This window comes from Thioalkalivibrio versutus (genome assembly GCF_001999325.1).
Classification (GTDB): domain Bacteria; phylum Pseudomonadota; class Gammaproteobacteria; order Ectothiorhodospirales; family Ectothiorhodospiraceae; genus Thioalkalivibrio; species Thioalkalivibrio versutus.
In genome coordinates this window covers 60,971-83,036 of the sequence record NZ_MVAR01000001.1, presented here as the reverse complement: position 1 = coordinate 83,036, position 22,066 = coordinate 60,971, and the positions used below count along the sequence as shown (strand labels likewise).

18 protein-coding genes are annotated in these 22,066 nt (G+C 65.0%); 13 read left to right on the top strand and 5 right to left on the bottom strand.

Features of this window, described 5'->3' with window-relative positions; translation table 11 throughout:
- Positions 1-24 precede the first annotated feature (24 nt).
- From B0684_RS00340 to B0684_RS00320, 5 genes are all read left to right on the top strand, one after another.
- Complete coding sequence (locus B0684_RS00340; protein ID WP_026313108.1) at positions 25-1,149, top strand: TIGR03088 family PEP-CTERM/XrtA system glycosyltransferase; 1,125 nt, start codon at positions 25-27, stop codon at positions 1,147-1,149.
- 249 nt (positions 1,150-1,398) lie between these two features.
- Positions 1,399-3,294, top strand: a complete 1,896-nt coding sequence (locus B0684_RS00335; RefSeq protein WP_018650664.1) for an XrtA/PEP-CTERM system amidotransferase — start codon at positions 1,399-1,401, stop codon at positions 3,292-3,294.
- A gap of 13 nt (positions 3,295-3,307) precedes the next feature.
- Positions 3,308-4,525: a TIGR04063 family PEP-CTERM/XrtA system glycosyltransferase gene (locus B0684_RS00330; protein WP_018650663.1), complete on the top strand. Its 1,218-nt coding sequence runs from the start codon at positions 3,308-3,310 to the stop codon at positions 4,523-4,525.
- Positions 4,515-5,774, top strand: a complete 1,260-nt coding sequence (locus tag B0684_RS00325; protein ID WP_018650662.1) for a glycosyltransferase — start codon at positions 4,515-4,517, stop codon at positions 5,772-5,774. Before B0684_RS00330 ends, B0684_RS00325 begins: the two co-directional genes overlap by 11 nt.
- Positions 5,775-5,776: 2 nt before the next feature.
- On the top strand, positions 5,777-7,150 hold the full coding sequence (locus tag B0684_RS00320; protein WP_018650661.1) for a phenylacetate--CoA ligase family protein: 1,374 nt from the start codon (positions 5,777-5,779) through the stop codon (positions 7,148-7,150).
- 234 nt (positions 7,151-7,384) lie between these two features.
- On the opposite strand, the gene B0684_RS00315 is transcribed toward B0684_RS00320, so the two are convergent.
- The 3 genes from B0684_RS00315 to B0684_RS00305 form a co-directional block, all read right to left on the bottom strand.
- Positions 7,385-7,702, bottom strand: a complete 318-nt coding sequence (locus tag B0684_RS00315) for a HigA family addiction module antitoxin (protein ID WP_018144822.1) — start codon at positions 7,700-7,702, stop codon at positions 7,385-7,387.
- A gap of 9 nt (positions 7,703-7,711) precedes the next feature.
- Positions 7,712-8,005, bottom strand: a complete 294-nt coding sequence (locus tag B0684_RS00310; protein WP_026313107.1) for a type II toxin-antitoxin system RelE/ParE family toxin — start codon at positions 8,003-8,005, stop codon at positions 7,712-7,714.
- 276 nt (positions 8,006-8,281) lie between these two features.
- A complete protein-coding gene (locus B0684_RS00305) occupies positions 8,282-10,111 on the bottom strand; it encodes an asparagine synthetase B family protein (protein ID WP_416200028.1) in 1,830 nt (609 codons plus the stop codon).
- Positions 10,112-10,440: 329 nt separating this feature from the next.
- On the opposite strand from B0684_RS00305, the gene B0684_RS00300 reads away from it, so the two are divergent.
- From B0684_RS00300 to B0684_RS00280, 5 genes are all read left to right on the top strand, one after another.
- The gene (locus B0684_RS00300) at positions 10,441-10,692 is read left to right on the top strand and encodes a phosphopantetheine-binding protein (RefSeq protein WP_018650657.1); all 252 of its coding nucleotides are present in this window, start codon (positions 10,441-10,443) and stop codon (positions 10,690-10,692) included.
- Between the two features lie 9 nt (positions 10,693-10,701).
- Complete coding sequence (locus B0684_RS00295) at positions 10,702-11,505, top strand: hydrolase 2, exosortase A system-associated (RefSeq protein ID WP_018650656.1); 804 nt, start codon at positions 10,702-10,704, stop codon at positions 11,503-11,505.
- Positions 11,502-12,389 carry a hydrolase 1, exosortase A system-associated gene (locus B0684_RS00290; protein ID WP_018650655.1) on the top strand — a complete coding sequence of 296 codons (888 nt, stop codon included), beginning with the start codon at positions 11,502-11,504 and terminating at the stop codon, positions 12,387-12,389. The genes B0684_RS00295 and B0684_RS00290 overlap by 4 nt, the downstream gene beginning before the upstream one ends.
- A complete protein-coding gene (locus B0684_RS00285) occupies positions 12,389-13,408 on the top strand; it encodes a glycosyltransferase (RefSeq protein WP_018650654.1) in 1,020 nt (339 codons plus the stop codon). Before B0684_RS00290 ends, B0684_RS00285 begins: the two co-directional genes overlap by 1 nt.
- Positions 13,409-13,488: 80 nt before the next feature.
- Positions 13,489-14,313, top strand: a complete 825-nt coding sequence (locus B0684_RS00280) for a GNAT family N-acetyltransferase (RefSeq protein WP_018650653.1) — start codon at positions 13,489-13,491, stop codon at positions 14,311-14,313.
- A 43-nt stretch (positions 14,314-14,356) separates the two neighbouring features.
- On the opposite strand, the gene B0684_RS00275 is transcribed toward B0684_RS00280, so the two are convergent.
- A complete protein-coding gene (locus B0684_RS00275) occupies positions 14,357-15,964 on the bottom strand; it encodes an amino acid adenylation domain-containing protein (RefSeq protein WP_018650652.1) in 1,608 nt (535 codons plus the stop codon).
- A gap of 262 nt (positions 15,965-16,226) precedes the next feature.
- On the opposite strand from B0684_RS00275, the gene B0684_RS00270 reads away from it, so the two are divergent.
- From B0684_RS00270 to B0684_RS13910, 3 genes are all read left to right on the top strand, one after another.
- Positions 16,227-18,029 (top strand): ABC transporter ATP-binding protein, encoded by a 1,803-nt coding sequence (locus B0684_RS00270; protein ID WP_018650651.1) that lies wholly within the window; start codon positions 16,227-16,229, stop codon positions 18,027-18,029.
- Positions 18,030-18,780: 751 nt separating this feature from the next.
- The gene (locus tag B0684_RS00265; RefSeq protein WP_018650650.1) at positions 18,781-19,692 is read left to right on the top strand and encodes a hypothetical protein; all 912 of its coding nucleotides are present in this window, start codon (positions 18,781-18,783) and stop codon (positions 19,690-19,692) included.
- Positions 19,693-19,696: 4 nt separating this feature from the next.
- A complete protein-coding gene (locus B0684_RS13910; RefSeq protein WP_233123343.1) occupies positions 19,697-20,701 on the top strand; it encodes a hypothetical protein in 1,005 nt (334 codons plus the stop codon).
- A gap of 141 nt (positions 20,702-20,842) precedes the next feature.
- Here B0684_RS13910 and B0684_RS00255 read toward each other — a convergent pair whose 3' ends face one another.
- Positions 20,843-22,042: a hypothetical protein gene (locus B0684_RS00255; RefSeq protein ID WP_233123341.1), complete on the bottom strand. Its 1,200-nt coding sequence runs from the start codon at positions 22,040-22,042 to the stop codon at positions 20,843-20,845.
- Positions 22,043-22,066 lie beyond the last annotated feature (24 nt).

The following is a 22,066-nucleotide window of genomic DNA, read 5'->3' as shown; positions in this document are numbered from 1 at the left end:
CGGGATGGCGATCCGCGACCCTGCGTGGCGCATATCATCCATCGCCTGGACATCGGCGGGATGGAGAACGGGCTGGTCAACCTGATCAACCACATGCCCGCGGACCGCTTCCGGCACGCCATCATCTGCATGACGGACTACACCGATTTTCGCCTGCGCATCCGGCGCGACGATGTCAGTCTGCATGCCCTGCACAAGCGCGAAGGCAAGGACCCGCAGGTCCACGTTCGCCTGTGGCGACTGCTGCGCGCCCTGCAGCCGGATATCGTTCATACCCGGAACTTCGGCACGCTGGAGGCGCAGGTGACCGCCGCGCTGTCCGGTGTGCGCGCGCGCGTGCATGGCGAACACGGTTGGGATGTCGGCGACCTGGACGGCACGCGCGACCGCAACCGCCGATTGCGCCGGCTGATGCGGCCACTGGTCCGACACTACATTGCCCTTTCGCAGCATCAAAAGGGATACCTGCGGGATGCGATCGGGGTGCCCGCAGCGCGTCTTTCGCACATCTTCAATGGTGTGGATACCGGCCGTTTCGCACCAACGTCAGAGGCGTTCGTGCCCCCGTTTCCAGAGGGCTTCCGGGGCCCCGGCACCTTCGTGATCGGCTCGGTCATGCGCATGCAGGCGGTCAAGGCGCCGCTGGACCTGGCACGGGCCTTTGTCGCACTGCGCGACCGGATGCCGACGGAGTTTCCGCGCCTGCGGCTGGCGATGATCGGGGACGGCCCGCTGCGCGGGGAGGTCCGCCAGCTGCTGGAGCAGTCCGGGGTGGCGGGCCAGGCCTGGATACCCGGTGCCCGGGAGGATATCCCCGACTGCCTGCGGGCACTGGACCTCTTCGTCCTTCCCTCGCTGGCCGAGGGCATCTGCAACACCATCCTCGAGGCGATGGCCACCGGGCTCCCGGTGGTCGCGACGGATGTCGGGGGGAACCCGGACCTCGTCCAGCCGGGGGTGACCGGGGTGCTGGTCCCGGCGGGCGATCCGGACGCGATTGCGGCCGCGCTGATGGCCTATCCCGGCGACCCGGCACGGACCGCACGGCAAGGTGTGGCCGCTCGTGCGCGGGCCGAGGCGGAGTTCAGCATGGACGCGATGGTCGCGGGGTACATGGGGGTGTACGACCGGGTGTTAGGTAGATGCTGATCCATCGACGCGACTGCGTGGATGGATCAGCGCCTACCTTGGCGGCACAGAACGCGGGTCGGCGCCGCCGTTAGTTCCGGCGCTAACGCCAGGGGCCCTGTGGCGCGTATCGCGGTCGGTCCGCGGCGGGGTTGTCGTTTATGCTGAATTTTCCGTGATGGTGCGGCGGGGCTTGCCCCGATCAGGGCCTCCCCGGGGGCACCGTCCGGCGTCACTTGGCCTCGGCAAGGAAGCGATCAGGAACCCGACATGTGCGGCATTACCGGCATCTTCGATCTGCGCGACCGGCAGCCGATCAATCGGTCCCTGCTGGAGGCGATGAACGAGACCCAGTTTCACCGCGGTCCGGACGAGGGGGGTGTGCACCTGGAGCCGGGCGTCGGGCTGGCGCATCGCCGCCTGTCGATCATCGACCTCTCCGGCGGGCAGCAGCCGCTGTTCAACGAAGACGAGACCGTCGTTGTGACCTACAACGGCGAGATCTACAACTTCCCGGAGCTGACCGCCGAGTTGCAGCAGGCGGGGCACCGGTTCCGCTCCCACTGTGATACCGAGGTGATCGTGCATGCCTGGGAGGAGTGGGGCGAGGCCTGTGTGCAGCGCTTTCGTGGCATGTTCGCCTTCGCCGTCTGGGATCGCAATCGCGACACCCTGTTCCTCGCCCGCGACCGCCTGGGGATCAAGCCGCTGTACTACAGTGCGCTGGCGGACGGGCACCTGATCTTCGGCTCGGAGCTCAAGGCGTTGATGGCGCATCCGGGGATGCCGCGACATATGGACCCGCATGCGGTGGAGGACTATTTCGCCTTCGGTTACGTGCCGGAGCCGCGCAGCATCTTCCGGGGCGTGCACAAGCTGCCGCCCGGCCATACGCTGACCGTGCGCCGCGGACAGGGCAACCTGAGTGAACCGCGCGAATATTGGGACATCCCGTTCGGCGACAGTGGTGTGGCGGATGCAACGAACGCCGCCGAGGAACTCACGGCGCGCCTGCGCGAGGCAGTGGACGTCCGCATGGTCGCGGAGGTCCCGCTGGGGGCCTTCCTCTCGGGCGGGGTGGATTCCAGCGCGGTGGTCGCGATGATGGCGGGTCTGTCCGACGACCCGGTGCGCACCAGTTCCATCGGCTTCGCCGATCCGGCCTACGACGAATCCCGCTACGCGCGGATGGTCGCCGAGCGCTACCACACGGATCACCGCACGCAGGAGGTCGATCCCGACGACTTTGCGCTGCTGGACCGCCTGAGCGGGCTCTACGATGAACCGTTTGCCGACAGTTCCGCGCTGCCGACCTATCGGGTCTGCGAACAGGCACGCCAGCAGGTCGTGGTTGCACTGTCCGGGGATGGCGGCGACGAGAACCTGGCCGGCTATCGGCGCTATCGCCATCACCTGGCGGAGGAACGCCTGCGCGCGCCGCTGCCCCTGGGGCTTCGGCGGGCCGTGTTCGGGACCCTGGCGCGGTGGTATCCCAAGGCCGACTGGGCACCGCGCCCGTTCCGCGCCCGCGCCACCTTCCAGGCCCTGGCGCGGGACTCGGTCGAGGGCTATTTCCAGGGGGTATCCATCCTGCGCGACGATCTGCGCGCGCACCTGTTTTCGCCAGCGTTCCGGCGCTCGCTTCAGGGCTACAGCGCGGTGGAGGTCCTGCGTCGGCATGCGGCGCGCGCTCCCACCGAGCACCCGCTGTCGCTGGTGCAGTACCTGGACATGAAGACCTACCTGCCGGGCGACATCCTGACCAAGGTCGACCGCGCGAGCATGGCGCATTCGCTGGAGGTCCGGGTGCCCCTGCTCGACCACCAGCTGGTCGAGTGGACCTCGGGCCTGCCCCCGGATCTCAAGCTGCGGGGGGCGGAGGGCAAGTACGTGCTGAAAAAGGCCATGGAGCCCTACCTGCCGGAGGAAATCCTCTATCGGCGCAAGAAGGGGTTCGCCGTCCCGGTCGCCGAGTGGTTTCGCGGACCGCTGCGTGAACGCATGCGGGCGCAGGTGCTGGGGCCGCGCATCGCCGACTCCGGCATCTTCGACATGGACTATCTCAAGACCCTCGTGGACCAGCACACCAGTGGCGCCCGCGACCACAGCCCGGCCCTGTGGTCGCTATTGATGTTCGAGGGCTTCCTGGCCCGGTCGACGGCCTGATGCGGGGGTGGCAATGAAGATCCTGCATGTCCTTGATCACTCCATCCCGCTGCACAGTGGGTATACCTTCCGCACGGCCGCCATCCTGCGCGAGCAGCACCGGCTCGGCTGGGAGACGTTTCATTTGACCAGCCCCAAGCAGGGTGCGGTGGAGGCGGACGAGGAGGATGTCGACGGCCTGCACTTCTACCGCACGCGCTATCGCCCCGGGACGCTGCCGGGGCTTGGCGAATGGGGGTTGATGCGTGCCCTGACCCGGCGCCTAGAGGCCGTGGCCCGGGAAGTGCAGCCGGATGTGCTGCATGCCCATTCCCCGGTTCTCAATGCCCTTCCGGCCCTGCGGGTCGGGCGGCGTCTCGGCATCCCCGTAGTCTACGAGGTGCGGGCCTTCTGGGAGGATGCCGCGGTGGATCACGGGACCAGCCGCGAACACGGACTGCGCTACCGCATGACGCGCGGTTTCGAGTCATACGTGTTCCGCCGGGTGGACCACGTGACGACCATTTGCGAAGGCCTGCGGCGGGACATCGTCGCCCGGGGCATCCCGCAGGACCGCGTCACCGTGATCCCGAATGCGGTGGATGCCGAGGCCTTCCGCCTGGGCGGGGCGCCGGACGCCGAACTCAAGGCGCAGCTCGGGCTGGCCAATGCCCGGGTGCTGGGTTTTATCGGCTCGTTCTATGCCTACGAGGGGCTGGACCTGCTGCTGGAGGCCTTTCCGCGCATCCGGGCGCAGGCCCCGGATGTCCGCATCCTGCTGGTGGGTGGCGGGCCGCAGGCGGAACGGCTGCAGGAGCAGGCCCGGCGCCTGGGCATCGCCGAGCAGGTCGTCTTTGCGGGTCGGGTGCCGCATGACCAGGTGCAGCGCTACTACGACCTGGTGGATCTGCTGGTGTACCCACGGCACTCGATGCGGCTGACCGAGCTGGTGACCCCGCTCAAGCCGCTGGAGGCGATGGCCCAGGGGCGACTGCTGGTGGCCTCGGACGTCGGCGGACACCAGGAACTGATCCGGCACGGCGAAACCGGCTGGCTGTTCCCCGCCGACGACCCGGGGGCGCTGGCGGACACGGTGCTCGACACCCTGGCCCGCGAGCCCGAATGGGATGCGGTACGCGCCGCGGGGCGCCGCTTTGTCGAGCAGGAACGCACCTGGGCGAGGAGTGTTGCCCGATACCAGGCGATTTACGAACGTCTGCGGGGTGTCGTGGAGCCCGCCCATGCCCGGTGACCGGCGTCACGCTGGCCGGCGCCCGCGCCTGGTGGTGTTCACCCGCGTCTACCCCAACGCGGCGCAACCCAACCTGGGGCTGTTCGTGCGCGAACGCATGCGGCGGGTGGCCGAACACCTGGACCTGGTCGTCGTGGCGCCGGCCCCGTGGTTCCCCTTCCAGGGGCTGCTCGGGCGTCTCCGGCCGCACTCGCGCCCGCCGCTGCCGCGCTACGAGGAGCAGGACGGCATTGTGGTCTATCACCCGCGGTTCTTCTGTTTTCCGGGCGTGCTCAAGTGGACCGACGGGTTCTTCCTGGCGCTGGGCAGTTTCTGGCTGATGCGGCGGTTGCGGCGCGATTTCCGGTTTGATCTGATCGACGCCCACTTTGTCTATCCCGATGGCGTGGCTGCGCGCTGGCTGGCGCGCTGGTTGCGCTGCCCCTACACCATCACCCTGCGCGGCAGCCTCGTGCGTTTCGCCGGCAGCGCCCTGCATCGGCGCCAGATCAACCGGGCGATGAGCGCGGCGGCGCGGGTGTTCTCGGTGGCGGACTCGCTGCGGCAGGATGCGATCGCCTGGGGGCAGGCCCCCGGGCATGTGCAGGTCGTCGGCAACGGCGCGGACCTGCGGCGTTTCCATCCCGAGGACCGGGCCGGGGCCCGCCAGCGTCTGGGTCTGCCGCAGGAGGGCCGCTTCCTCGTGTCGGTGGGGGGGCTGACCGAGCGCAAGGGCTTTCACCGGGTGATCGCGACCCTCCCCGAATTGCTGCGCACGCAACCCGACCTGCATTTGGTCATTGCCGGCGGCGCGACCCCCGAGGGCAACAACGAGGCCGAGTTGCGCCAGCAGGTAAAGGGCCTGGGTCTGGATGGCCGGGTCTGGTTCCTGGGGCAGGTATCGCCGGAAGACCTGCGTTTCGTCTATTCGGCTGGCGACGTGTTCGTCCTGGCCACCCGGTTCGAAGGCTGGGCGAATGTCTTCCTCGAGGCGTCGGCCTGCGCCCTGCCGATCGTGACCACCCGGGTTGGAGGCAACGCCGAGGTGGTGAATTCCGATCAGGTCGGGATCGTGGTCCCGTACGGCGACCATGACGCGCTGCGCGACGCCCTGCTGGAGGCGCTCGAGCGCCAATGGGACCGCGAGGCCATCCTGGCCCATGCGCGGGCGAATGCCTGGGAGACGCGGATCCCGGAGCTGGTTGCAGCCTTCGAGCAGATCGCGGCCGCGGATACCGCGACGGCCCCCGGGACCGCGCGGTCCGGCTGAACATGGGGCTTTATACCCAATGGGTGGCGCGCGGCCTGTTCCCGCTGCAGGAGCGGCTCAAGGGTCACCCCACGGTGGCGTGGCACAAGGCCCTGGAGGCCACTCAGTGGTGGACGCCGGAGGCCCTGCAGAGCCTGCAGCAGCAGCGGCTGCAGGGGCTTCTGGAACGTGTCGCGCGGCAGGTGCCGTTCTACCGGGAATGGTTTGCGCAACAGGCCTGGTCGCCTGCGGCGTTCTCCGGCATCGCGGACCTTCAGCGCCTCCCGGTCGTCGACAAGGCGCTGATCCGCGAACAGGGCGCGGCCTGGCGCGCGGAGGGCGCGAGGAACCTCGAAGAGCAGCACACCAGCGGGTCGTCCGGCGAGCCTCTGAGGTTCTGGCTGGGCGCGGATCGCATCGGGATGGATATCGCCGCAAAGTGGCGGGCAACCCGCTGGTGGGGCGTGGACGTGGGCGACCGCGAACTGGTCCTGTGGGGATCCGCCGTCGAGAACGAGGCCCAGAACGGCATGCGTGCCTGGCGCGATCGCCTGTTCCGTTCGTACCTGGTGCCGGCCCGCGACCTGAATCCGGCGCGGCTCGACAGCATCATCGAGCAGATCCGCCAGCGGCGTCCGCGCATGCTGTTCGGGTATCCGTCGGCATTGTCCCGCGTGGCATGGCGGGCGCGCGAGCGAGGGCAGCGGCTGGATGATCTCGGGATTCGTGTCGCCTTCACAACCTCCGAGGTGTTGCGCCCGGAGTGGCGCGCGGTGATCGGCGAGGTGATGGGCTGTGGGGTCGCCAACGAATACGGCGCGCGCGACGCTGGGTTCATCGCCCGCGAATGTCCGGCGGGGGGCATGCACATCACGGCCGAGGCCCTGATCGTCGAGATCCTGGATGCGGAGGATCGACCGGTGCCGCCCGGCGCGACCGGAAACATCGTCATCACCAACCTGGTGGGCCCGGAATTCCCGTTCATCCGCTATCGCACCGGGGATCGGGGTGCCCTGGACCCGCGTCCCTGCCCCTGCGGGCGCGGCCTGCCGCTGCTGCGCGACATCGACGGCCGTGCCAACGACGGCCTGATCGCGACGGACGGTTCCTGGATCCACGGCAGCCGCTTCAACTACCTGATGCGCGATCTGCCCGGGCTGCGCGCCTACAAGGTCATCCAGCACGACCGACACCACGTCGAGGTGCTGCTGAGCCTGGTCGCCGCATTGCCGGCGGCCGCCGAGGAGCGCCTGCGCCGTGCATTGGTCGACGCGCTGGGGCAGGCGGTCCAGGTGGATGTGCGGGCGGTGGATGCCATCCCTCCGGAGCCCAACGGCAAGCACCGTCACGTCGTCTGCCGCGTTCCCGATACCGATCAGCCAGCCCGGAACGCCTGAGTACTCACCACGAAGCGCACGAAGATAGGAAGAAGTGCTAGTTAACAGGAAGCAGGGAAAACGGGAAGATTCGTGACGGTGGCGATGGGACGTGCCGGGCGATCATGATAGCCCCCAGTGCGGCGCGTGGAGGTGAACCGACCGGGAAGCCGGTGTCTCGTGCGTGGGCATGGTTGGAGGCCGAGATGCGTTTCGCTGCGCTCAACACATCCTACTCGCTACTGGGAACCCGGCTCAGGCAGTTTGCTTACACGAACGGAATTCCCGGATCTGTTCCAGGTCCGCCTGTTCCGATTGCTCCGCCTTGAACAAATCCCAGCGCACCTGAAGGTTCAACCAGAAATCGGGCGACATGCCGAAAAAGCGTGCTAGACGCAGCGACGTGCTTGGCGTAATGCCGCGCTTCTGGTTCACGAGCTCGTTGATGCGCTGATACGGAACATGGAGCGCGTCCGCCAACTGGCGCTGGGAGATATGCATCGGCTCCAGGAACTCTTTCGCCAGCATTTCACCGGGGTGGGTCGGCTGTCGGTGGGTAGGGATGCGGACCATGATTGTGCCTCAGTGGTAATCCGTGATTTCGACCTGGCCGGGCCCGGAGTCTGTCCAGGCGAAGCAGATCCGATATTGCTCGTTGATTCGAATGCTGTATTGGCCTTTTCGCTCTCCCGCCAGGGCCTCCAGCCGGTTACCCGGTGGGGCTCTCAGCTCCTCAACGTTCATGGCCGAATCCAGCAATTCCAGCTTTCTTGCGGCAACCCGCCATACAGATTGTGGGCAGACCTTGCGAGCAGCCTTCGACGAAAGCCCGTTGAAGATATCCTCAGTGCCTCGATCCTTGAAGCATACAATCATGGAAACACGGTATCACGGGTCCCATGCTATTCCAAAACCTGAAAAGGGCGGGGCGAAGGGCGGCGTGGGTGTCACGGCCTGGAGATCCCGGCTCTCCGCTTCGCTGCGGCCGGGATGACGATGGTGGTGTGCTGCGGCCCGGATGACGGGGATATGGAAACCGTTGCAGTCGGGAGCCCCAAGCGGTCGATCGCGGGCCATTTCGTCCAGAGCGTTCGCGCGTTTCCCGCCTTCCTGTGACCCGCCCTTGCGTCGTGTCTTCGTGCTCTTCGTGACTCATGCCAGGCGGGCGGCGGGGTGCGATTCGAGCCAGAGGTCGAGCATCATCAGGATCCAGACGAAATCGCCGTAATAGGCTGCGTGGCCCTCGCGGTGCAGGCGGATCAGCTCGTCGATGAAGTCGTCGCGGAGGAAATTGCGGCCCTTCAGTCGCAGCAGGCTGTCGTATGCCAGCTCCCGCAGCGGCGCGTGCTCCTGCATCCAGACGCCGAACGGCAGGCCGAAGCCGTGTTTTTTCTTGTCGATGATGGCGTCGGGCAGGAAACCGGTAAACGCCTCCTTGTAGAAGTGGCGCAGCCGGCCGTTGCGCAGCTTCAGGTCCGATGGTACGCGGCAGGAGAACTCGACCAGATCGTCGTCCAGCATCGGGAAGGCGACATCGACGCCGGCCAGCTGGCACATCCCGGTCACCTTGCGCAGGTCGTTGTCGGCCAGGGTTTGCTGCCAGTCCAGGTACATCATGCGGTTGAGTGACGACGCCGATTGGGGCTGCGCGTAGATCCCGCGCATCAACTCCCAGGGGGCCTCGCGGTCCACCGCCGCGAGAAACTCCGGTGCGAACATCGTCTCCGGCGCCAGGCGGTGCAGGTAGTTGTAGGTCTGCAGTCGATCCGGCAGCGGGATACGCGCCTGTTCCACGTAGCTGCGGGCCTTGCCGGCCAGCGGCAGGCCGCGCGGCAGGCGGGTGAACAGCGGATCCAGCAGGTGGTGGCGTAGCGGCGCGGGGATCCGGCCCCAGTGTTCGAATACGCCCTGCTTGGCGTAGCGCGCATTCCCCGCGAACAGCTCGTCGCCACCATCCCCGGCCAGTAGCCGGGTGATGCCGGCGTCGGCCGCCATGCGGGCGCAGAAATAGGCCGGCAGGGCCGACGAATTACCGAAGGGCTCGTCGTAGCTGCCGGCGATCCGGGGCACGGCGTCGACGACGTCCTCCGGCGTCACGTAGTACTCGTGCGCCTGGGTCCCGAAGTGCCGCGAGGCGATGCGCGCGTACTCCATTTCGTCGTATCCGGGCGCATCAAAGCCGATGCTGAAGCTGTCGGCCCCGGGGTGCATGCCGGCGAGCATCCCGGCCACCGTCGAGCTGTCCAGGCCGCCGCTCAGAAAGGCGCCGGGGCGGGGGGTGTCCGCACGTCGTTCCACCGCTGCTTGCGCGTGTTCGTGCAGGGCATGTTCCAGGGCCTCGGGCGTGGCCGCGCTGTCTTCCTCGAAGCGCGGGCGCCAGTAGCGGGACACCTCGGCCCGGTCGCCGTTGTGGGTCAGGCGGTGGGCGCCCGGCAGTTTCTCCAGCCCGGAGAACAGGCTGACCGGGGCCGGAAGCATGTGGAAGAAACAGTAGTGGTAGAGCCCCTCGCGGGTCACCTCGGTGGCAACCGCCGGGTGTGCGGCCACGCATCCGGCACTGGTGCCGAAGGCCACGCCGCCGTCCAGGTGCGCAAAGTGAAGCGGTGTCTGGCCCAGGCGGTCGATGCCGGCCACCAGGCGACCGTGCCCGGCATCCACGATGGCCAGTGCATAGTCGCCGCCAACCTGCTCGAAGAGGCCGTTGCCGTGCTGCCGCCAGGCCTCCAGCAGGGCTTGCGCCGGGTCGTGCTCTCGCGCCCGTCGGGCCAGGGCAGGGTCCCGCCATTGCGGATGGCCAGTGATGGCGGCAATGACGTCGGCCTCCTGCGCGATCCAGCCGCCCCGGACCCGGCAGCCGCCCAGGCGGTTCGTGCATTGGGCGTCCGGCGCCCCGGAGAGCCCCGGGAGCGCCTGTCCCTGGGCCTCAAGGGCGCCGGCCGGTGATGCGGCATTCACCGCGAACCATCCACAAAGTCCCGCCATCCGTCCGCCTGTTGCCTGGTCGGGCCAGGGAAACGTTGATTGATGTATGCGTTCGCGCTCGAGTCGTTGTTGCTTGCTGACAAGGCGCGGGATGCGCGGGGCGAGGCCGCGCGCACTGCTCGCGAGCACGAATCCGTGCCGTGCTGGACCTCATTCTACGTGCGGGTCCGGGTGCGCGAGGTGATCGGAGGCCCAGGGCTTTAACGAGCCGATCACGCAGGGGGCGCGGTCTGCCGGCACCGATCTGGACAGCCCGTGCAGATGCGGTAACCTGCCGGATAACCCGCATCCCCGGCCGGGCACGGATACCCGACTTCAGGAACCTTGATATGTCGACCCTCGATCACACCCAGAATCTGCTGGACAGTGCCCTGAGTCTGAATGGACGCGCTCAGCACTTCGATCGCAACACCACGCTGTTGGGTGGCGTACCGGAGCTGGACTCGATGGCGGTCGTTTCGCTGATCACCTCGATCGAGAGCCATTTCGACATCGTGATCGATGATGACGATGTCAGCGCCGAGACCTTCGAGACGCTCGGCACTCTGGTCGATTTCATCGACTCCAAGCTCGACCGCTAGGCGCGCGGCATGGAAGCCGGGTTCCTGGAGGGCAAGGCCGGGCCGGTATTCCATGTGCTCCATCTGCCGGATGCTTCCTCCATCCGGGGTGCCGTCCTGTTTGTCCCGCCCCTGGCCGAGGAGCTCAACAAGTCCCGTCGCATGGTGAGCCTGCAGGCGCGCCGTCTGGCGCAGGCGGGCTACGCCGTGTTGATCCCGGACCTCTACGGGTGCGGCGATAGCGGTGGTGACTTTGGCGACGCGGCCTGGGATCTCTGGCTGGACGACCTCGCACGCTGCAGTGAACACCTCGAGACGCGTTGCCCGTCGCCGTTCATGGTCTGGGGGGTGCGGGCGGGTTGCCTGCTCGCGGGTGACTTCCTGGCTACACGTGCGCAACCGGCGACGGCCGCGATCTTCTGGGCCCCGGTCACGAATGGCGAACAGCACCTGACCCAGTTCCTGCGCCTGCGCATGGCCGCCGGGCTGATGGGTGGACAGAAGGAAGGTACCGCCCAGCTGCGGGCCCAACTGGATGCGGGAGAGCCGCTGGAAGTCGCCGGGTATTCCCTGGCGCCCGGGCTGGCCGCGCGCCTGGCGGCGGCCCGTCTGCAGCGGCCGCACGCGGAGGCGATCGAATGGTTCGAGGTGGCCGCGCAGGACACCGCACCGCTGCCGCCGGCGAGCGAACGTCTGATCGAGCGCTGGCGAGAGGAGGGCGCCGCGGTCACCGCGACGGTCGTTGCTGGCGATGCCTTCTGGTCCACCCAGGACATCGTCGAGGTGCCGCAATTGCTGGAGGCGACCATGCAACGCCTGGAGGCTCTCCCATGAGCGAGCGCGCCGTCGTCTTCCACGTGGGGGAGGACGAACTCCTGGGGATCCTGCATCCCGGCGCGGAGGGCGCCCGGCGTGGCGTGCTGATCGCCGTGGGTGGGCCGCAGTACCGGGTAGGCAGCCACCGCCAGTTCCTGCTCCTGGCCCGACACCTCGCAGCGCAGGGGATACCCGTTTTCCGCTTCGATTTCCGCGGCATGGGCGATTCTTCCGGTGCCCAGCGGACGTTCCACGACGTGGACGACGACCTGCATGCGGCTGTCGATACCTTTGCAGGCGAGGTGCCCGGGATGCACGAGGTGGCCCTGTGGGGTCTGTGTGGCGCGGCCTCTGCGGCGTTGTTCTATGCCTGGCGCGACCCCCGTGTGACAGGCCTGGTGCTGGTCAACCCCTGGGCCCGCACCGAGGAAGGGCTGGCTCGGGCCTACCTGCAGACCTACTACCTCCAGCGCCTGTTCTCGCGCGATTTCTGGTCCGGGGCCCTCAAGGGGCGTTTTAACCCCTGGGTGTCCCTGCGCTCCCTGGGGCGCATGGTCGGCACTGCGGTTGGCTCCGGTTCCGGGAGGGCTTCCGGCGAGCCCGACAACACAAGCCCGGATCGCATCGACAAAGGCCCCCTGCCGGACCGGATGGCCGAGGGCTGGCGGCGCTTCCAGGGGCCCATCCTGGTCATCCTGAGCGGCGAGGACCTGACCGCGGCCGAGTTTCGCGACGTGGCGACGAACGCGCCGGCATGGAGTGGATTGCTGCAGGAGCCGCGCGTGACCCTGCGCGAACTGCCCGGTGCCAACCACACCTTTTCTCGCCGCGTGTGGCGCGACCAGGTGGCGCAGTGGACGCATGACTGGCTACAGACATTGCCGGAACGAGGGCGGGAGTGATGTCGTCCGTGGAGCAAGCCCGGACGAGCAGCAGGGCCCCGGCCGCGCCGGAGGGTCGTGATCGCAAGCCCCTGGTCTCGGTGATCATGCCGGCCTACAACACGGCCGCATATATTGCCGAGTCCGTCGACAGTGTTCTGGAGCAGGACTACCCGGGCATCGAGCTGATCGTGGTAGACGACGGCTCGACCGACGGGACGCTCGACATCCTGCGCGGATATGGTGACCGCCTGACACTGCTGACCCAGCAGAACCAGGGGGCGGCCGTGGCCCGCAATGCCGGCGTCGCGAGGGCGGGCGGTGACTACATCGCCTTTATCGACTCCGACGATGTCTGGCTGCCGGGAAAGGTCGCGGCTCAGGTGGACTACATGGACCAGCATCCCGGGATCGGGATGACCTTTACCGCCTGGGCCACATGGAAGCCCGATCCGTCCGGCACGTTCCTGAAACCCGATGCGGCCAAGGGTGCGTACCCGATGAACCCTGACGGCGAACCGCTTGTGGATCGCGGGTCCGGGTGGCTTTACAACCGTCTGCTCTTCGGGTCGCTGCCTCACACCATCACGGTGATGATGCGACGCGACCTGGTGGAACGTGTCGGACAGTTCGACCCTGATCTCAAAAGGGGGCAGGACTACGATTACTGGTTGCGGGCGTCGCGCTTGACCGAGATCCATCAGTTGAACCTCGTGACGGCTCTCTACCGGCTTCATGGCGAGGGCTGCATCACCAAGTACCCCGACACGAACTATGAATACGAGGTCGTCCGCAAGGCGCTTGGCCGCTGGGGTCGGGTTGGCCCGGGCGGAGAGCAGACGTCACGCGGCGCGATACGCAGGCGCCTTGCCGAGACCTGCTTCAGTTTCGGCTATCACCATTACTGGGAGGGGGACCCGAGGCTGGCTGCACGATCGTTCCTGCAGTCGACGCTTCGGGACCCCTGGTCCGTGTCCACCTGGGCCTATCTGGTCCTGAGTGCCGGGAAGAGTGTGGCAGGGAGACGCAAGGCGCGGTGAGGCATTGGCCCGGGCCCGGCATCGTCCGGGGTGATTAAGGGCCATCGGCAAGACCCAAGCCGGAGACAGGAGGAGGTGCCATGACTGAAGATCCATCTTCCGCCCAGGCCGAGCGGGTCGAGGCCGAGGCCTACGAGAGCATGATGCAGCTGGCCGAAAGCGCGGGCATCCCGGGCTTTCGAGCGGTCCGCAGCGGGACGCATGTTGCCCTGATCGCCCCGGGCCTGAAGAAGATGCTGGTCTTTAACCGGGTGCTGGGACTGGGCGTTTCAGGCCCGGCGACCAAGGCCCATATTGATGAATTAGCCGCCCTGTACGCCGAGCATGACCTTCCCTGGGCAATCGAGCTTAGCCCTCATGCCCGGCCGGAGTCTGTTCTCCAATGGCTACGCGATCGCAGGATTCGCCGGGGTGCGGCATCTGCGGTCCTGATACGGTCCAGCAGCGACGTCCCCGAGGGGAAGAGCGATCTCGAGATCCGCCCCTGGCGGCCAGAAGACGAAGATGCCGGCGCCGCGCTGGCGGTCGATGCGTTCTCCGTGCCGCAGGAGGCAAAGGCCCTTCTGGCGGAACTGCCGCGATCACCCAAATGGCGTCAGTGGCTGGCGCTCGACGATGGAACGGTGGTGGCAACCGGCCTGTTGTATCTCGGGGACGGGGTGGCCTGGGCCGGGTGGGAAGCAACCCGCCCGGACTACCGTGGACGTGGCCTGCATGGGGCGCTCATCTCCGCTTGCCTCAGGGACGCGTCGCTGCATGGGTGTACGTCGGTGATCACGGATACCGCCGTGGGGACACCGGACAGGCCGGACCCGTCCTATCAAAACCACCTCCGCAAGGGGTTCGAGGTATTGCATCTCCGGCATACGTACCTGGCTGTGCCTGGAGTGGTCGCGCCGGCGTAGCCTGGAAACAGACGTTGGCCAGAGGCTCGGCGCAGCCTCGTGGTTACGGGGTCGCCGTCTCTTCCAGGGTCGAGATCAGTGCCTTTCGGTCGGCCTTGCCATTGGCGTTGAGCGGCAGGTTGTCCAGCGAGTGGATGGCCCGGGGCACCATCACCGTGGGCAGTCGCTGGCGGAGTCGGTCGCGTATAGCCGATTCGTCCATATCTTCCGCGACCACGAAGGCCACGATCCCCGAGGCGCCGCTTTCCGTTCGTGGCCATCCAACGGCCACTGCCTGGTCCGTGCCGGCGGCCTCGCGCAGTGCGGCCTCCACCTCGCCGAGCTCGATGCGCACCCCGCCAATCTTGATCTGGTGATCCAGGCGCCCGAGAAAGATGATCGGTTCGCCCGGGGGCGGGCGACGCACCAGGTCCCCCGTGCGGTAGTGCACGCGCCCATCGTCCAGGTGCACAAAGGCCTGCGCCGTGCGTTCGGGGTCCTTCCAGTAGCCGGGCGTCACCTGCGGGCCGCTGATCAGCAGTTCGCCCTCGGCCCCGACCGGCACCTCCCGCAGGGTCTCGTCCGCCACGCGCAGTCCGACCTGGTTTCCCGGGTAGCCGATCGGCACCATGCCGTGCTCGCATTCCGCCGGCGAGCGCTCCCCGTCCCAGCGGTAGTAGCAGGCATCCACCGTGCATTCGGTGGGCCCGTAGGCATTGTCGACAATGGCATTGGGGGCGGCGGCCGCCATCGCCTCGGCCAGCTCCGCTGACAGGGCCTCCCCGCCAAAGCGGCACAGGCGCAGATCCGGGAACCGTCCCGGCGCCCAGCCGTTGCGGCGATTCATCCCGTGCCCGGCCGAGGGGGTGATGTCGATTACCGTGAGGGCCTTGTCCGCGATGTAGCGGTTGGGGTTGAACCACTCCTTGGCGGAGGGGCAGCACAGGCAGGCGCCAAAGGCCCACGACACGTACAGGTCGAACATCGAGGAATCGAAGGTGATGTCGTAGAACTGCGAAAAGCGGTCCGTCTCGCTAATGCCGAACTCGCGGTAGCGCTCCTGCGACATCTCCACAAAACGGGCTGCGTTGCGCTGCAGAACGCCCACGCCCTTGGGCTTGCCCGTGCTGCCGGAGGTGAAGAACAGGCAGGCCAGGTCATCCGGGGATACGGCCGCCGGCGCCCAGTCCGCGGGCCGATGGGAATCGCCGGCCACCCGGACGTCGTGTCGGGGCCAGCGCGTTTGCAGGTCCTCCAGTCGCTGCGTATCAGGTAGCAGGATCAGGAGCGGGCGGGAGAATGCCTGCAGCAGTTCATCGAGCCGCTCAAGACCCTGGGTATCCACCAGCAACGCCGACAGATCGGCCTGTTCGGCCATGGCCACCGTACGTTCCGTGGGAAACCCCGGGTTTAGCGGAACCAGAGCTTGGCCGGCCATCAGGGTGCCCAGAATCCCGCGGTACATCGCGAGCGAGCGCTGGGCCAGTACACCGACCCGGCCGGGCCCGGCCGGGCTCTGCTGCAGCGTGTCCGCAATATCCGCGCCGGCCGCAAACAGCTCCTCGTAGCTCAGGGCGCGACCCTCGACCTCCAGGGCGGGGCGTTCCGGGAAGCGTTCGACGGAGCGCAGGAAGCCGGTCAGTAAACCCTTCGTTATCCTGGCGTTTGGCATGGATGCAGTCCTCGCTCTCCTCGGGAACCCTTTACTGCTGCGGCTTCCGGGGGTTTTTGGGTCGGCCCGGACTGGCGGCCCATCTGGCCAGTCGTACCCAGGCACGTCCACGGTGCCTTCAGCGCAGCATCCGCGAACGCCCCATCTCGTACAATCCAGACGAGAAGCCGGCCGCCAGGCCTGGCTAACGGCCGCCTGATGGCGGTTGTCTACGGGGCTGCGACAAGGCCCCTCGTGCGAAGGATCCCGGTTCGGCGAAACCATGCTGCAAACTCTGCACAAGCTGAATGCCCTGCTCGACCCCCGCGATCGCGGCAAGGTCGTCTTGCTGCTGATCCTGATGATTGCCACGGCGTTCATGCAGACCGCCGGCATCGCCTCGGTCATGCCGTTTCTGGCGGTTCTCTCCGATCCGGGCATGGTCCACGACAACGAGATGCTGCGCTTTGCCTACGAATGGCTTGGCTTCGAATCGACCAGCCGCTTCCTGTACTTCCTGGGTCTTGCGGCCTTTGTTCTGTTCATGACCGGTACCGCGCTCCAGGCATTCAACCAGTGGGCCATCACGCGGTTCACCCACATGCAGCAGTACGAGCTCTCCCGGCGCCTGATGGGGGACTACCTCAGCCGCCCGTTCACCTTCTTCCTTAATCGAAACTCCGGTGATCTGGCCAAAACGGTACTGCAGGAAACCACCCAGGCGATCAATGGCGCGCTGATGCCCGCGCTGAAGCTCGCGAGCCAGCTGTTACTCGCGGCCTTCATCATCGCACTTCTGGTTGTGGTGCAGCCCTGGCTGGCCTTGATCGCAGCGGCTGGCCTCGGTGGCATCTATGCGGTCATTTATGTGGCGTCGCGGACGTGGCTGAACCGCATCGGCCTGGACCGCGTGGAGGCCAATCGCGAGCGTTTCACGGCCGCGGCCGAGGCCTTTGCCGGTGCCAAGGAGATCCGTCTTTTGGGGCGGGAGCGTGATTACCTGGAGCGGTACCGGAAGCCATCCAAGCGGTTTGCGAGTCACCAGGCGAATGCGGTCCTGCTGCAGAGCCTCCCGCAATACGCGATCGAGGCGATTGCATTCGGCGGGGTTCTCGTCCTGGTGCTCTATCTGATGGCGGGGGACGGTGGGCTGGCTCAGGCCTTGCCCCTGATCGGCCTGTACGCGCTGGCCGGACGCCAGTTGATCCCGGCGTTTCAGAAGATCTTCCAGCAGGTCGCCTCGCTGCGTTTCAATGCGGCCGCGGTCGACAGCGTTCTTCGGGACCTTGGCCAGTTCTCTGACAGTACGCCTCCCATTTCGCGCAACGATCGACTCGCTCCGCTGGCTCCGACTCGGTCCATCAAGGTGCAAGGTCTCACCTATCGGTATCCCGAACACGAGCACCCTGCCCTGAAAGACATCTCTCTGGAGATTCGCGCCAGAACCACGGTCGGATTCGTGGGCTCGTCCGGTGCCGGAAAGAGCACCCTGGTCGATGTGTTGCTGGGCCTGTTGGAACCCGAGCAGGGCACTATCCTGATCGATGGCGAACCCCTGACACGAGCCAATATCCGTCGCTGGCAGGCAGCCCTGGGCTACGTCCCGCAACACATCTTTCTCGCTGACCAGAGTGTGGCCGCGAATATCGCCCTGGGTGTTCCCGAAGAACAGATCGACCAGGCGGCGGTCGAGAAAGCGGCTCGCCTCGCCAACCTGCACGATTTTGTAACCCAGGAATTGCCTCACGGGTACGCCACCGTCATCGGCGAACGCGGTACACGACTCTCCGGCGGGCAACGTCAAAGGATCGGCATTGCCAGGGCCCTGTACCGTGATCCCGATGTGCTTTTCTTCGACGAAGCGACGAGCGCCCTGGATAACGCCACCGAGCGCGCCGTGATGGATGCGATTCAGAACCTCTCCGGCAACAAGACCATCCTCTTGGTCGCCCATCGCCTGACCACGGTGCGTAATTGCGACACGATTTACCTGTTGGACAAGGGGGCGGTCTCGGCCGAAGGCGCATGGGACTGTCTGAATTCGCAAAGCAAGGAATTCCAGAAACTGGCATCGGGGTTGGCCTGATGGTTCCCTGAGGCTTGTAGAGCGGCATCTGGGGAAACACCGACTGAGAATCCTTCCTTCCTTCCTGCCTGGCATGGCTACCCGCCGATCTGGTGCCAGGCGGCGTTTCCCTTTTGGGCCGCATTGAATCCCCGGTAACAGCCGAAAATGGCGAAAACAGGGATTAAAACAGGCCGTAATGGCCTCAATCTCCTTCTACTAACGCTTCGGCGGAGCGCGAACTCGAGTGCGGAAGCGTGAACCAGCGCCTCCCTGAGGGCTGCATTACTGCGAGGTCCAGATCGAACACCGCTCGATTCGATTGACCGGGGTAGAAACCGCTGGGTGTTTTGCGCCGGAGGCATAAACCAACCGAGTGTAGGTTATGTGCGCTTTCGCACTGACTGGGGTCTGCAAACTCCGCACCATCTAGACCATCTAGACCATCTAGACCATCGGCCTAAGGCCCTTGGTCTAGATGGTGAACGGGATGCTCGTTTTGATCGCCACACCCTCGCACCTCCAGAGGTAACCATGGTGGTGCGCCGTTCCGAGGGCCAGGCCAAATGGCATCTTGCGCAAACATCCGATTTGGTTAGCGTCTCCCCGGGGCTTCGAATGATGCTCAACCTGCGTTCAGAAGCTTTCACCTCTTCCCTGGATGGCTTGTCGTTATCCCGCATTCGGGAAAGCGTGTGCGCTAGGCAACCTAGATACCTTTGGTGGATTACTCTCTATGCCGGCCACCTGACCTATCAGGGGGAGCCAGCCATTGTCTAGAGCAGCAGTCGAGGATGCCAAAGAGGCAGAGGAAGAAGCGCTCCGTCCCTTTTATGTTGGGAAGGGGAGCTGGCATTGGATCTCTGGCGAGCAGGCGGAGCAGGCACAGGCTCTCGCCTCCGGAAAATGGGCGGATGCCCTGACCGGAATTGATCTCCCCTGGCTCTGCTGGAATGTCCAGAGTGACTGGTGTTTGGTCCAGCAGAGGATGGTGGCATCTGCGGGCTGGACTCCGATTGTCGGATTCGACCCCCGGATCGGGCCGCCACCACTAATCGAGGGTGCCCGGTTGGTCGATTTCAACGAGGGCCTCGATCTGCCCGCCATGTCGATGATGTTCCCAATCGAGTTCGCCTGGCTCTTTGCCCCGCGTCTCGCTTTCTGGCACTCCGATCTGTTGGTCCGCGAGCCTCTGTTTCGTCGTCTGTCCGATCGCTTCAAGTCCCTCCGGGACGGCCAGACAGCAGCGGTAGACATGAGGCTTGGATGGCTGCGCAGACTCAGAGGCCATTACGGTCGTTACTGGGAGCTAATCGGTTGTACAACCAGGCAAGCCAGTCTGGATCAGTTCAACGCGGGCTGTGGGTGGTGGCGGCATCCAATGGCCCACCCCAACGCACCAACGGGTCCGCAAGCGACCAGTCGCAAAAAATACATGAAGGACCATGGCGTGGGCATCCTTATGTGGGACGAACAGGCGGGCGGCGATGTCGTTGCGGTCAACCCCCGGCCCTTGCATGAAGGGCATTGCACCCGAATCGGAAACCCACATTATCGGAAAACTTCGCCGACGGATGCTCGACGCGACCTGAGCAAGGACCTCCCTTCCAACTACGATTTGCGGGAAGTCTGTGCGCAGCTCGGGCTTTCGCACTTTCTTGGCCCCCCGGGCAGCAGTGACTGAACCCATGCCCGCCGCAACTGGTCATCGTTACCCCCTGCATTTCCTGGCTCCTGCAGCCGTTCGCGAGTTCGTCGATTCGTTCGTCGGTGTGCCCCTTGATGACTGTCCCGGTCTTTTCCACACCAGCAGCTGGGCCTGGATTGGTCAGACGGCGTTAGAACTCCGCAATTCTGGACTGGACGTCAGCACGGGCGAGGACTTTCACCCCGGTGCGATCAACTTCGGGCTCGCGGCGGATATCCGGCGGCGCCCTGTGAGCCCCGAGATTTTCAAGGTCAGCCTTGATGCCGATCAACTGCGCCCTCGATGGGCGAACCTTTCGATTGTCCAGAATCAGCGGCAAACATCCCGTCGTGCATTCTGGGTCCCCCACTGGCCCCAGCCAGGCCTGGTCAGGCGCGATGCTTCCAGAACCGACTTTCGCACCGTTGGTTTCTTCGGGCTTGAACGTAACCTTTGTCGCGACCGAGAGTGGTGGGAGCGTATTTGTGCGCTGTACGGAATGGAATTCCGTTTGAAGGCGGCCCCCGAGTGGACTGACTATCACGATATCGATGTGGCCGTGGGTGTGCGTGATTTTTCCTGCAAGAAACACGACGAGAAACCGCCAACGAAGATGTTCAATGCATGGCTAGCCGGATCCGTTTTTCTTGGTGGTTGTGACTCGGCCTATACTCAACTGGGAACAGACGGACGGGACTTCCTGCGGTGCGCTAATGAGCAGGATTTGTCGCGATACCTTGGCCGCCTGCAGAGAGACCCCGAATGGGGAGCTGACGTCATCCGTGCTGCGGCCACGTCGGTCTCCAGTACAGGGTCCCGTGCCAACACTGTCGACCGGTGGGTCAGCCTGATCGAACGTGAGGTGGGTCCGCGATTTGAAGCTTGGCAGGGGACGAGCAAACTCTCCCGACGAATGTCCACCGATTCGGGCCGATTCCAGGATTGGACTATCCGGGTCCGGAACTCTTACTGGCGACTTCTAAGGGGGCATGTGCGCTCCCGATAGCGACCTATCTAGCCGTTGCATATTGACTGCTGCAGTGGCGTGGGGGCCGGTCCCGGACGCAGGATTTCCGTACACGTCCGCAATGGCCCACGCGCGCTTTATTCCAAAGCTATGTTTGGAGGCCGCCTTTATGCCCCCTTGCTACCCCCATTTCCCTCGGGCGGCCCGCATCGTGTTCCGGACAACCTTTCGTAGCTGCCGAACCTTGTATTGCATCTCTGGAATCCTGGCGCTGGCTATGATTTGCGCCCTCAGGGGTCCCCGAAACCGGTATAGTTTCATCGCCTCTTGTAATTCTTTGTCGTATGTCCTACGTCCTCGAATGGTTCCGGCAATGTATCGAATTCGCTCTTTTTCATAAACATTGAGATCGAAGGATTCGCTGAATTTTTGTAGGTTGCCTGTGATTTCTAGGCACAAAAGTGTTCTCAGGCATTTTTCGCAGCGCGAGCAGTTCTCCCCCTTTTCATTGGTTACGCATACGTCCAAGCCCTTTTGCGCGGTCGAATTCGCTTCTAGGGTCATCGTTTTCTGAACCCGGTTAAGCTCGCCCCCAACGGGTAGGATCTCCATGGCTTCAGTCCCAAGAAGGGGCAACAAGACCGGGTCTGCGTGCGCGATAAAGCACGTTTTACCCACAAATGTAGACGAATACGGATAGGCTGAAGAGTACAAAAATCGACCGGTTCGCTTTTGAAGGAGAAGTGCTGTCGCGCTGTTTCGAACGGAGTGCGTCTGCGCAAAATCAATGTCTTTATATTTGTGGAAGAAGTCGTCCATGTTCGAGTCGATCGGAACAAGCGCGAACCCCTCTTTGGATGCTTTTTCATTTAGGCGCTCGTATCGTTCGATGAACTCTTTAGAATTAGAGAGCCTCTGCGATCCTACGTTGTTGTATGTTAAGAAAGAGAGCCCGAAACCTTGCGGCGCATTGTCGGGCCGGTATTGCGTTAAAGTGCAGAAGGAGTCGACCCCGGAAGAAAAGCCAGTCGCTACAAGCCCGTCTCCATGGTGAGGAGGGCGTGGTTCGGGTTTGGCTATTACTTTTACATGTGTGAGGTGCGGCGCAATAGCGAGGAGGATCGTCTGAACTGGGCCGTTAAGGTTCCGGAGAAGTTTCTCGGAAACGGTTGTGGATAGGTGTATGTCCTCACCTAAAGCCATGGCGGGGATAAGGAGAGCTAGCGCGGGCGCGTCGGATTCTGCGGATATGTGGTCGGAATAACGGCTGAGCGTACGGAAGTAAAGGCTGTTCGGCAGTCGTGGATGGTGGACTGCTGTTTCGAAAATGGCCCAGCCATCTTCTTCGCGTTGCTCCGTTCGTTCGACGTAGATGGTCATGGCAGTCGTCCCCATGGGTGATAT